The sequence below is a fragment of the Fibrella aquatica genome, from assembly GCF_041321135.1.
GTDB lineage: Bacteria > Bacteroidota > Bacteroidia > Cytophagales > Spirosomataceae > Fibrella > Fibrella aquatica.
Genome location: NZ_JBGGWF010000004.1, coordinates 559,809 through 573,130 on the forward strand (window position 1 = coordinate 559,809; position 13,322 = coordinate 573,130).

Annotated in this window: 6 protein-coding genes; all 6 read left to right on the top strand. The window is 50.5% G+C overall.

All coding sequences use genetic code 11. The features are described from left to right. Nucleotides 1–83: 83 nt before the first annotated feature. The 6 genes from ACAW87_RS13100 (at nt 84) to ACAW87_RS13125 (ending at nt 13,320) form a co-directional block, all read left to right on the top strand. On the top strand, nt 84–4,133 hold the full coding sequence (locus ACAW87_RS13100) for a two-component regulator propeller domain-containing protein (protein WP_370723846.1): 4,050 nt from the start codon (nt 84–86) through the stop codon (nt 4,131–4,133). 152 nt (nt 4,134–4,285) lie between these two features. Beyond that, nucleotides 4,286–6,787, top strand: a complete 2,502-nt coding sequence (locus ACAW87_RS13105) for a glycoside hydrolase family 95 protein (protein ID WP_370723847.1) — start codon at nt 4,286–4,288, stop codon at nt 6,785–6,787. A gap of 38 nt (nt 6,788–6,825) precedes the next feature. Further along, on the top strand, nt 6,826–8,502 hold the full coding sequence (locus ACAW87_RS13110) for a glycoside hydrolase family 43 protein (protein ID WP_370723848.1): 1,677 nt from the start codon (nt 6,826–6,828) through the stop codon (nt 8,500–8,502). A 198-nt stretch (nt 8,503–8,700) separates the two neighbouring features. Continuing rightward, on the top strand, nt 8,701–10,983 hold the full coding sequence (locus ACAW87_RS13115; RefSeq protein ID WP_370723849.1) for a glycoside hydrolase family 127 protein: 2,283 nt from the start codon (nt 8,701–8,703) through the stop codon (nt 10,981–10,983). 27 nt (nt 10,984–11,010) lie between these two features. Then, the gene (locus tag ACAW87_RS13120) at nt 11,011–11,535 is read left to right on the top strand and encodes a VOC family protein (protein WP_370723850.1); all 525 of its coding nucleotides are present in this window, start codon (nt 11,011–11,013) and stop codon (nt 11,533–11,535) included. Between the two features lie 240 nt (nt 11,536–11,775). Next, on the top strand, nt 11,776–13,320 hold the full coding sequence (locus ACAW87_RS13125) for a glycoside hydrolase family 43 protein (RefSeq protein WP_370723918.1): 1,545 nt from the start codon (nt 11,776–11,778) through the stop codon (nt 13,318–13,320). Nucleotides 13,321–13,322: the final 2 nt, after the last annotated feature.

A 13,322-nucleotide genomic window follows, 5' to 3' on the forward strand; every position in this document is an offset into this window, starting at 1 on the left:
AATTCCCGTCAGCTAAAAGGTATAAAGCTGGCTTATTAGCATACTATCTCTATAAGCTTGCCCAAAAACTCAACGTACAATCCATGACCCCCAAACGGTTGCTTTTCATCCTCTGCTTATGGTGGCCCATTAATAGTATGGGTCAGACAGGCAAGCTATTCTCCGTTGAAACCGGATTATCGGGGAGTTTGGTGACTGACCTGTGGCAGGATCAGAGCGGCTTTATCTGGATTGCCACCGAAGATGGCCTCAACCGGTTCGACGGCATAAAGTTTACGGTATACCGGCACGATAAAAAGGATTCGACCAGCCTGCTCAACAACCAGGTTCATGTACTCTATGCCGACAAAAATGCCCGCATGTACGTTGGCTCCATCGAAGGGCTTCAATATTACGACCCCGCCACCGACTCTTTCCACATCATTCCACTTATACTGCCTAATGGTCAATCGATCAGCGCGAACGTAACCACGATTTGCCAGCGAAAAAACGGCGATCTGCTGGTAGGTACGTCTGGTCATGGAACGTTTAAAATAATGCAGGAGAAGGGTCGCCTGATCGGCAGAAAACAGGTAAAAAATGCGGCTAGCGAACTGATTCTCAAAATCCTGGAAGACAATCAGCAAAACCTGTGGGTATCTACCGAAGACAAAGGGCTCTATCGGTTCAGTGGGCGATCGGTCAACGCGTATTTCGTTTCTAAGAAGTCGCAAAACAACATCATCGGCAGCATTTGTCAGGACAGCTACGGACGGCTATTCGTGGGTAACATTAGCAGTGGATTATACCGCTACGACCCTGCGGCCCAAACCTTTGTATCGATTCCCTACAACGGGCAAACCAACCTGCCGGTTATCGACTTGCTGGTTAATCAGAACAACCAGATCGTAGTGGCTACCAGTGGCAAAGGGGTCAAGTATTTTGATCCGGTTTCTGATAAAATTCTCGATCTGGAACCTAGCGTGACCAGTTTTGATTTCTCCCGGTCGAAAGTAACGACCATGCTGGAAGATAAGGCTGGCAATATCTGGATCGGCATTTACCAAAAGGGGCTGCTCCTGCTGGCCGGTAACACCAACCGGTTTGGCTATATCGGCTACAAATCAGTCAGCCGCCGATCCATCGGGTCGAGTGCGGTTATGGCACTAGCGCAGGATAGCCGGGGAACTGTGTGGGTAGGAACCGACAGCGACGGCCTGTACGCATTACCGCCAAAGGGCAACGCCAGTATTCATTACCTGACCGATAAAGAAGGCGGTACGGCACCGTCGAACATTCTGGCGATTCACGAAGATTCGCAAAAGAACCTTTGGCTTGGCTCGTACCTGAACGGACTGTCCCGGTTCGACCAACGCACGGGAAAAAGCACCTACATCACCAAACTGGTCGACAAGCGGGGTGACAATGTGCAACGGGTATTCAGCATTCAGGAAGACGCCCGGCAACGGCTCTGGATAGGCACGATGGGCTCCGGTATTTTCAGGCTCGATCTCCAATCAGGGGCGGTCAAAAACTTCGATGCCTTGCCGGGGCACCTGTACCGGCCCGAAAACAACAACCTGCCCAATAGCTGGACCAACTGCCTGCTCGTTACCAACGATCACAAACTGTTCATCGGCACTTTCGACGGACTCGGCTGCCTGGACCTCGACACCGAAAACTTCGTCTCCACGCTGGGTACAAACCGCCTGCTGGCCGGTACGGTGGTGTATTCACTGTTTGAAGACAACAAAGGCAATTTGTGGCTAGGTACGTCGCAGGGGTTGAAGAAAATGAACCGGTCCACCAAAAAGATCACCTCATTCGATGTAGACAACGGATTACCCAGCAACCTGATTTGGGCCATACGGAGCGATAAGATGGGTGATATCTGGCTGAGCACCAACCGGGGCTTATCCAGAATGGATGTAGAAACAAACACATTCACTAATTTCTACGCAGCAGATGGCCTTCAGGGAAATGAATTCAGCCGCAGTGCCTCACTGATTAGTAGCCAGGGCGAGCTGTACTTCGGCGGCGTCAACGGAGTTACCTATTTTAAACCCGACGAGATCCGGGTGGCTAACAAACGCCTCACGGTGCAGATCGTTGATCTGTACATCCGCGACAAACCCGTGAAGAAAGGCACCCTATCGGGCGGTTTTCAGGTGGTTGATACCACCGTTACCAATGCCCGCGAGTTTAATCTGGCTCATCACGACAATTCGTTTACCCTGGAATTTTCGACGATGGATTTTGTCGACGCCGAACGGGTTTCTTATCAATATTCTATCAATAAAAATGATTGGGAAGAATTAAGGCCCGGCGCAAACCGACTCACGTTCGACAATCTATCGCCGGGCAGCTACAAATTCCGGTTGCGGGCAACCTTCAACGAGGCTGTTTCCGAGAGCCAACAGGTGACTGTTATCATTCACCCCGTATGGTATCTATCGGCTTGGGCTAAATTAATTTACGTAATGCTGGCCATGCTGACAGGCGTATTTATTGCCCGGACAGTAAGAAACAGGAGGCGGGCTAAAGCAGCATTCTTGGCGCATCAACGACAGGAAGAAATTAATGAAGCAAAGCTTCAATTTTTTATCAACATCGCCCACGAAATACGCACGCCATTAACACTCGTGGTAAGTCCCTTGCAAAAATTGATCAATAATGATCAAAACGAGGAACGCAGTCATTTGTATTCCATTATGGGACGCAATACCAAACGAATTCTCGATTTGGTCAATCAACTCATGGATATTCGTAAAATTGAGAAAGGACAAATGACGCTGCAACTCGCTACGGTCGAACTTACTCAATTCACGCGCGAGATCTGTCAGCTTTTCGAGGAACAAATTCATACCCGGTCCATTCAATTTGTGATGGATTTTCCTGCAGAGCAAGTTTTCGCCCGCATCGACCCGCATAACTTCGATAAGGTACTCATCAACGTCTTGTCTAATGCCTTCAAATTCACCCCGGCCGGTGGGATGATTCGGGTGGCATTGACGATCATAAAAGATGAAGGAGCCGATAGTCAGCCGAGATTGGCTATCTGTATCGAAGACTCGGGACATTGCATCAGTGAAACGGAAACAGAGCGGATTTTCGAGTGCTTTTATCAATCAGAAGATCACCGGGGCTATAATCAGCAGGGTACAGGCATTGGGCTTCACCTGGTAAAGCAACTCGTTGAACTACATGGCGGCACTATTAAAGCAGAGAACCGGGACCCGATCGGCTGCCGTTTTCTGATCAGCATACCGCTTGAATTGGTTGTTGAAGAAGCAGTTACACCGGTTGTAGAACTACCCGACAATCAGTCTGTCTTATTCGAATCAGCGGAACATGACGGGGCTTCGATAAGCCCCAGAAAGAAAGCCCGGCGTATCATAATCGCTGATGATGACAGCGAAATCTGCAACTACCTTAGCGAAGAATTAGCGAGTGAATACACCGTCTTTGCCTATGCTAACGGAGAAGAAGCCTACAAAGGAATTTTGAAGGAAAAACCCGATTTAGTCGTGAGTGACGTGATGATGCCGGTGATGGACGGCATGACCCTGTGCCGAAAATTACGGGCTAATCCCCTGATCAATCATATTCCGATCATTTTGTTAACGGCCAAAACTGAAGAATCGAGCAACGCACTTGGCCTCGAATTGGGTGCCGACGCGTATATCACAAAACCGTTCAATATTGACATACTGTCGAAGACGATCAAGAGCCTGATCAGGAATCGGCAAATTATCCGAAATAATGAAAATGAGCAACAGTATCAGGAGGAGTTTATTTCAAAAATAACGATCAAATCAGCCGATACTAAACTACTGGAAAAAGTCCATTTACTGATTAATAAAAATATAGCTAATCCAGAATTAAGTGTTGAAATGATTGCTAATGAAATTGGAATTAGCCGGGTACATCTTCATCGAAAATTAAAAGAATTAACCAACTCAACCACACGGGATTTAATTCGGACCATTCGATTGAAACAGGCGGCTGAATTACTGGCAACGAAAGGCCTGACGGTATCGGAAGTGGCTTTTGCGACCGGATTCGCCAATGTCAATAATTTTTCCGTCTCTTTTAAAGAGTTGTATGGCGTGTCGCCGGTCAACTACGCGGAACAACATCTATTGAAACAGTAGCGTTTCTACTGAAAAAATAAGGATCGATAGGTTATAAATGACAAGTAAATGGCTTATCTACATGATAGAGTCGTTAAAAAACCTCTCGACACAAAGAGGAAATAAGCTTCGTCTTTTATTTATCTACAAACGATACCATTCTATACACGGAAATGACTTTTTTTATTCCTATCAGCAAGGCACTGTCAACAAAGCATCTGCTCATTTTTGCCTTGCTGGCGTTAAATACAGCGGCCTTCTCGCAATCAAAGTCGCCGTTGAGGCTTTGGTATAGTAAACCGTCGGGGCAGACCTGGGAAAATGCGCTACCTGTTGGTAATGGACGACTGGGCGCTATGGTGTATGGCAACGTACCCAGAGAAACGATTCAGCTCAACGAACACACGGTCTGGAGTGGTGGCCCCAACCGCAACGATAACCCCGATGCATTGGCCGCTTTGCCGGAGGTACGTCGCCTGATTTTCGAAGGCAAACAAAAGGAAGCAGAGCAACTGACCAATAAGGCGATGATTACCAAAAAGTCGCACGGCCAGATGTTTCAGCCGGTGGGCAGCCTGCACCTGACCTTCGACGGCCACAATACTTACACCAACTACTACCGTGACCTGGACATTGAGCGGGCCGTTGCCCAAACGAGCTATAGCGTCGATGGCGTCACCTACACCCGCGAGGTATTGGCTTCTATTCCCGATCAGGTGCTGGTTGTACGGCTCACAGCCAGCAAGCCGGGCAGTCTGGCATTTTCTGCTTCGTATTCTACGCCACAAGCCAAGGCGACTATAAAGGCCACCTCCACCAACGAACTCACGATTTCGGGTAGTACATCTGATCATGAAGGCGTAAAAAGTCAGGTACGGTACAAAGGCATTGCCCGCATAAAAACCGAGGGCGGTAACATATCTGCCAGCGACACGGCACTGACGGTACGCGGAGCCAATGCCGCCACGATCTATGTCTCGATGGCGACTAACTTCGTTAACTACAAAGACGTCAGCGGCGATGAGAATGCGCGGGCAGCAACGTACCTGAACAAGGCTTATCCTAAATCGTATGCCAGCCTTCTACAGGCGCACACAGCCGCTCACCAGTCTTTTTTCAACCGGGTTAAATTTGATCTGGGTACAACAACCGCGGCCAATCTCCCAACCGATGAACGGCTGAAAAACTTCCGCACGGCCAACGACCCGCAACTGGTCACGCTGTATTACCAATACGGCCGCTATTTATTGATCTCATCATCCCAGCCAGGTGGTCAACCTGCCAACCTGCAGGGCATATGGAACAACAAGATGCGGCCACCCTGGGACAGTAAGTACACGATCAACATCAACGCCCAGATGAACTATTGGCCTGCCGAAAAAGCGAATCTGGCCGAGTTGCACGAGCCGTTTTTGCGGATGGTGAAGGATATGTCGGAAACCGGGCAGGAAACGGCGCGGGTTATGTACGGCGCCCGTGGCTGGATGGCCCACCATAACACCGACATCTGGCGGGCAACCGGTGCTATCGACGGAGCCTTGTGGGGTATGTGGGTAGCTGGTGGTGGCTGGACTAGTCAGCATCTTTGGGAGCATTACCAGTATAGTGGCGACAAGAAATTTCTGGCCTCTATATATCCCATTTTAAAAGGGTCCGCCCAGTTCTACGCCGATTACCTGATCGAACACCCCAAATACCACTGGCTGGTGATGAGTCCAGGTACGTCGCCCGAAAATGCGCCGGCGGCCCATGGTGGTTCATCACTAGATGCAGGGACGACCATGGATAACCAGATTGCGTTCGATGTATTCACAACTACGATTAGGGCGGCTGAGTTGCTGAAACAGGATGCCGCTTTTGTGGATACGCTGAAACAGATGCGCAGTAAACTGCCGCCAATGCACATCGGTAAGCACGGTCAGTTGCAGGAATGGCTGGAAGACATCGACGACCCGAACGACAAACACCGGCACATTTCGCACCTGTACGGCCTATTTCCATCGAACCAGCTATCGGCCTACCGTACGCCTGAACTGTACAACGCGGCCAAGACATCACTCATTCACCGGGGCGACGTGTCGACTGGCTGGAGCATGGGCTGGAAAGTGAACTGGTGGGCGCGTTTGCAAGACGGCAACCACGCTTATACGCTGATCCAGAACCAACTTACCCCACTGGGTGCCAACCGGGAAGCGGGTGGTGGGGGTACGTACAACAACCTGTTCGATGCGCATCCGCCGTTTCAGATCGACGGTAACTTCGGCTGTACGTCCGGCATTACGGAGATGCTGGTACAGAGCGCCGACGGAGCCGTTCACCTCCTTCCCGCCTTACCAGACGTATGGCCAACCGGTAATATTAAAGGCATCCGGGCCATTGGTGGGTTCGAGGTCGTGAACATGGAGTGGAAAGACGGTAAACTGACCAAAATCGACATTAAATCGAACCTAGGCGGCAACCTGCGGGTCCGCACGCCCAATGCCCTGAAAGCAGGTAAAGGAGTAACGATGAAGCTAGCTTCCGGACAGAATACCAACCCGTTTTACCTCGTTGAGAACACGCCCACACCAATCATCGCCGCCAACGCGAACCTAACGCCAGCGAGTCTTAAGGAAACCGTGCTGTATGATATTGCCACTCAGCCGGGTAAGGTTTACTCGCTGGTAGCGCAGTAGTTTTTTTGAATCAATTAAAGTCCTTACTACAAATTCTTATGCGTAAACACTTGATCTTGGCCCTATGCACGGCCTTCTGCTTTGTCCTGAGCCATTCGCTATCAGCCCAGACAACCCTGACTAACCCCATCCTGACCGGTTTTTACCCCGACCCGAGCATTGTTAAAGTGGGGCCTGATTATTATTCGGTGCATTCTACGTTTTCCTATTTCCCCGGTTTGCCGATCATGCACAGCCGCGACCTGAAAAACTGGAAGCAAATCGGCAATGTGATCAACCGCCCTTCGCAAATGGAATTCATGGGCGAGCGGATGACGCGCGGGCTGTTTGCCCCGGCCATCACGCATTACAAAGGCACATACTACGTTACCTGCACGGATATTGACCATGATGGCAACTTTGTTGTAACGTCAAAAAATCCGGGAGGCCCTTACAGCAATCCGGTAAAAATTCCGCAGGTACGTGGGATTGACCCCTCCATTTATTTCGATGAAGAAACCGACAAAGCCTACATCATCTACAACAGCGATGCGCCCGACCGCAAACCGCTGTATTCGGGTCACCGTACCATCCGGATGTACGAGTTCGATTATAAGAACCTGAAGGTGTTGGGCGAAGAAAAGCAACTGGTGAATGGTGGTGTAGACCTCTCGAAAAAGCCCGTCTGGATTGAAGGGCCCCATATCTTAAAGCATAACGGTTGGTACATTCTCTACGCAGCCGAAGGCGGAACTTCTGTCAATCACTCGCAGGTAGCCCTGCGCAGCCGGGATGTTTGGGGGCCTTATGTCCCGTTTGAAGGCAATCCGGTACTGACGCAGCGAGGCTTACCAGCTGACCGGCCCAACCCGATCACGTCGGCCGGACACGCTCAATTTATCGAGGGTCCTGATGGTAATTGGTATTCAATTTTCCTGGCGGTGCGTCCCTACGAAGGTGATTACTATAACACAGGCCGCGAAATGTTCATCGCTCCGCTGACGTGGGTAAACGATTGGCCGATGATCGAACACGGTGAAAAAGCTATTCAATATGAATACAAAACCAACATCAAAGAAGTAAAGCAGAAGGGTGCTTTACCACAAAATGGCAACTTCGCGTATACGATGACGTTCGATAAAGGCCTTGACCTATCGATGCTTTTTTTGAGAACGGTGGATAGCAGTTCGTTTAAAACATCGAAGGCCAATGGATTGACGCTTACCCTCAAACCGGAAACAATTTCAGAAGCCGGAAACCCTTCGTTTGTAGGTAAGCGTCAGCAACATCTAACGAGCACCGCCGAAACCGAAGTGAGCTTTTCACCAAAGACGGATAATGAAAAAGCAGGGTTGGTGATTTTCCAGGACGAACGCCATTTTTACTTCGCGGCCAAATCAAAAAAAGAAGGTAAAGACGTGATTCAGTTGTTCAAGAGCAAAGACAAAACCCTGGAACTGGTGACTGAAGTGCCGTTAACGTCACCCGCTGCGAAGGTAAATTTCAAGATACAGTCGGAAGGTGCCTTGTACAGCTTCTACTACTCGACTGATGGCAAGAACTGGAACTTGTTGAAAGACCAGGTCGACGGCAAGTTTTTGAGCACCAAAGCCGCCAACAGCTTCATTGGTTGCGTGTATGGCCTCTATGCAACGTCATCAGGCGAAAAATCCGAGAATTCTGCTTCGTTTAAGCACCTGAAATACAAAGGCGACGACCCGATGTATAAGAAGTAAGGCTAGTAAGTTGCTGTCGCGTGGCCCTTCGACAAGCTCAGGGTGACAATCCCATTCAAGTTGGTCATTTATCTGATTGAATGGGATTGTCACCCTGAGCCTGTCGAAGGGCCACGCGACAGCAACACGTTATCTATCGGAAAGGAACGCCACAATTCCATTTGACGCCACCATGTCTCCAAAACAACAACGTTACCATTGAAAAAGACCTTAGTACATATCGCTTGTGCCTGCCTGCTCAGCCTTTCGTCACAGGCGCAGATGCAGCCGTTTGCTTTGCAGGACGTTAAGTTGACCGGCGGGCCATTCAAAAATGCGCAGGACATTGACCTGAAGTATATCCTGGCCCTCGACCCAGATAAACTGCTGGCTCCGTACCTGATCGACGCTGGATTACCGCTGAAAGCCCAACGCTACGGTAACTGGGAAAGCTCAGGTCTGGACGGGCATATCGGAGGGCATTACTTGTCGGCGCTGGCGATGATGTATGCCTCGACCGGCAATGCGGAGATGAAAAAACGGCTCGATTACATGATCGATCAATTAGCCCAATGCCAATCGAAAAACGGCAATGGGTACGTTGGGGGCATTCCGCAGGGCAAACTGTTCTGGGACCGCATTCACAAAGGCGACATTGATGGCAGCAGCTTCGGCCTGAACAACACCTGGGTGCCGTTATACAACATTCATAAGCTGTTTGCGGGCCTGCGCGATGCCTACGAGTACACCGGAAACAAGCAAGCCAAACAGGTGTTGATTGGCTTGGGCGACTGGTTTGTTGACCTGATCAAACCTCTATCCGACGAGCAGATTCAGCAGGTGTTGCGCACCGAACACGGCGGAATCAACGAAACCTTCGCCGATCTGTACATCCTGACGAAAGACAAGAAATACCTCGAAACGGCGCAGCGGATTTCGCACCGGGCTATTCTGGAACCGCTGCTGGCGAAACAGGATAAACTGACGGGATTGCACGCCAACACGCAGATTCCGAAGGTGATTGGCTTCGAGAAAATTGCTACGCTGACCGGTAAGTCCGAGTGGTCGGATGCGGCCACGTATTTCTGGCAAAATGTGTCGCAAACGCGGAGTGTAGCCTTTGGCGGCAACAGCGTTCGGGAGCACTTTAACCCGACAACCGATTTTAGTCAGGTGCTGAAGTCGAATCAGGGGCCGGAAACGTGTAACTCGTTCAACATGCTCCGGCTGAGCAAAGCCCTGTTTCTGGATAAGAACGATGTAAGCTACGTGGATTTCTACGAGCGGACGATGTACAACCACATCCTGTCGAGTCAGCATCCTGAAAAAGGTGGATTCGTGTACTTTACGCCCATTCGGCCCAACCATTACCGGGTGTATTCGCAGCCCGAAACCAGCATGTGGTGCTGCGTGGGATCAGGCATTGAGAACCACACCAAATACGGTGAACTGATCTACAGCCACTCGAGCAGTGACCTGTTCATCAACCTGTTCATTCCGTCAACCGTAAACTGGACAGACAAAAAAGTGAAGCTGACTCAGCGTACCGAATTCCCTTACCAAAATCAGTCTGAGTTAATCATCGAAACAACAAAACCACAGGAGTTTTCTTTACAGATCCGCTACCCGAAATGGGCTGAAAACTTCCAGGTTCTGGTAAATGGCAAGGTGCAGGCCGTAACAGGAAAACCAGCCAGTTATGTAGCGGTTAACCGGAAATGGAAATCAGGCGATAAAGTGACCGTTCGCTTTACCACCTCAACCCGGCTGGAACCCTTGCCCGACGGCTCAAACTGGTCGGCCTTCGTGAACGGCCCGATTGTACTGGCGGCCAAAACATCGACGAATGATCTGAAAGGACTTTTCGCCGACGACAGCCGGATGGGGCACGAAACAAGAGGTAAGCTATATCCGATCACCAATGCCTATGCGCTGGTAGGCGAGCCAACCACGTACCTGAAGCGCCTGAAACCAGGCAGTAACCTGCATTTCGGCCTGGATTCGCTGATACTGCAACCGTTCTACGAAGTGCACGATGCTCGGTACCAAATGTACTTCCAGACCTTCTCTCAGGCAGCCTTTGACGACCAGAAAGCCCGGTTGAAACAACTGGAAGCTGAGGCTCTGGCTCTGGAAGCCAATACGGTTGATAAGGTGAATTGTGGCGAGCAGCAACCCGAAGTAGACCACAACTACAAAGGTGAAAAGAGTGATTCAGGCTACGATGATGAGCAATTCTGGCGACGTACCCGATCGTTCATTACCTACCAGCTACAGAATAGAAATAAGGCGGGTAATTATATTGATATTCAGGCTTTAGATACCATAAAACCTGATGCCGTTAGCTGGCAGATTAACGGTAAACCGGCCGAGGTTATTTCTGCCGAGGGGAAAACGATTCGCTTGAAAGTCGATGATAATGAGTTGATTACATTGACAATGACGGCTCGGAATGGTGTGGGCACCCCTCGTTTTCATCAAATAAGACTTGTTTCTAAGTAATAACTGATTGGTTTTCAAAAGAGCAACATGATAAAGTTTGTGTATAAATGTGTCAAAATAACACTATTGGTGTTTGGGTGCGTGTTAAGCACGTATGCGCAATCCAATTTTAGCAGCAAAACAATCGGTGTTGGTGTCGTTGTCGCCGACATTGAACGCTCGCTTGATTTTTATGTGAATGGCATCGGCATGATCAAAACCGGCAGCTTCACCATCAACGAAGATTTTGGCAAACGGGGTGGCCTGACCAATGGCGTTGCCACGAACGTGACCATGCTGAAGCTCGAAAACAGCCCCGAAGCCACCGACTGGAAACTGATGAGTTTCGGCAAAAAAGCATCGAAACCTAAGTCGACCTACATTCAGGACGATACGGGCATGCAGTATATTACCATTCAGGTGAAAGCGCTACAGCCCATCATCGACCGGCTGACACAGATGAAGGTGAAATTTTTGGGCAGCACACCTACACCCCTGAACGCCAAAGCGCACTTTCTGTTTGTGCAGGACCCCGACGGTACGTTCATTGAATTGATTGGCCCGTTGCAGTAGGCACGAAAGCTAACTGATCGTTAACGTACCTCATGGATGGCTTCGCGAGTCGTGCCCTTCGACTAGGCCGGTCCGCCGGTGCGGTCCCCGACAGGCTCAGGGCATAGAGCAAAAAGCCGCTATCTACCAATCACTTAGAGGCAAACTCATCCATACCTTACTCTCTATCTCTTTCGCTTTTTAGAATAGATGAAACATATAAACTCCCGTCTCCTTCTAGTCACCAGCCTGCTCTTGTTCATGGGGAGCCTGCCCCGCTTTGGCGGGCGTATCGCCGTGGCGCAAACGGCGCAAAACCCGGTCATACATGCCGATGTACCTGACCTGGCCATGATTCGGGTCGGCAGCACGTATTACATGAGCAGCACCACCATGCACATGAGTCCGGGACTGCCCATCATGAAGTCGAACGACCTGGTCAACTGGCAACTGGTTGGCTACGCGTACGACACGTTGACGAGCGTTGACGCTATGAGCCTGAACAATGGCAAAAGCACCTACGGGCGCGGTTCGTGGGCCAGCAGTCTCCGCTACCACAACGGCCTGTTCTACGCAACGACCTTCGCTCAGACCAGTGGCAGAACGCACGTTTACACCACGAAAAACATCGAAAAAGGCCCCTGGAAAGAGGTATCGTTTAAACCCTCTTACCACGACCACAGCCTGTTTTTCGATGATGACGGCCGAACGTACCTGATCTACGGCGCGGGCAAACTCCGGCTAGTTGAACTCATGGCCGATGCATCAGGCGTGAAACCAGGCACGATAGAACAAACCATTATTGAAAACGCTAGTACGCCATCGGGAACGGGCGGTGGGCTACCCGCCGAAGGGTCGCAGCTGTTCAAGGTGAACGGCAAGTATTACCTCTTCAACATCTCGTGGCCGCGTGGGGGTATGCGGACAGTGATCATTCACCGGGCCGATAAGATCACCGGGCCGTGGGAGGGGCGCGTGGCGTTGCAGGATATGGGCGTGGCGCAGGGCGGGTTAATCGATACACCCGATGGAAAATGGTTTTCGTACCTGTTCCGCGACTTTGGCGGGGTAGGTCGTATTCCTTATCTGGTGCCTGTTGAATGGAAAGATGGTTGGCCGGTGCTGGGCGAAAACGGCAAAGTGCCCCAAACGCTCAACCTCCCCGCCAGCAAAGGTCTGATTCCCGGCATTGTGAACTCCGATGAGTTTACCCGTAAAAAAGGCGACCCCGCTCTGCCACTTGTGTGGCAGTGGAACCATAACCCTGATAACGGCCTCTGGTCAGTGTCGGAACGGAAAGGCTTTCTGCGCCTGAAAACGGGCCGAACAGACACCTCATTCGTGATAGCCCGCAACACGCTGACCCAGCGTACCATTGGACCTGAGAGTGCTGGAGTCACAATGCTCGATCCGTCGAACCTGAAAGACGGTGACTTTGCCGGGCTGAGCTTGTTGCAGAAGAATTATGGGCTGGTGGGCGTGAAAATGGAAAACGGTGCAAAGTCGATTGTCATGGTCAATGCCAGTTCGGGGAAAGCGGTGGAGGTGCAGCGCGTTCCGTTGAGCCAGAAGACGGTTTACCTGAAAGCCGAATGCGATTTCCGCGACCGCAAAGACACGGCTCATTTCTTCTACAGCCTCGACGGCAAGGCGTGGACTGCCATTGGCGATGCTCTGAAAATGCCGTACACCATTCCGCACTTCATGGGCTATCGTTTTGGCCTGTTCAATTACGCCACTAAACAAACCGGCGGCTTTGCCGACTTCGATTACTTCCGAATTGAGCCAAAAATTTCTGGACGCTAAGG

Coding starts and splice junctions, on each gene's coding strand:
- ACAW87_RS13110 (WP_370723848.1), top strand. CDS start 6,826: ATGCGTAAACACTTGATCTTGGCCCTATGCACGGCCTTCTGCTTTGTC.
- ACAW87_RS13100 (WP_370723846.1), top strand. CDS start 84: ATGACCCCCAAACGGTTGCTTTTCATCCTCTGCTTATGGTGGCCCATT.
- ACAW87_RS13105 (WP_370723847.1), top strand. CDS start 4,286: ATGACTTTTTTTATTCCTATCAGCAAGGCACTGTCAACAAAGCATCTG.
- ACAW87_RS13120 (WP_370723850.1), top strand. CDS start 11,011: ATGATAAAGTTTGTGTATAAATGTGTCAAAATAACACTATTGGTGTTT.
- ACAW87_RS13125 (WP_370723918.1), top strand. CDS start 11,776: ATGGGGAGCCTGCCCCGCTTTGGCGGGCGTATCGCCGTGGCGCAAACG.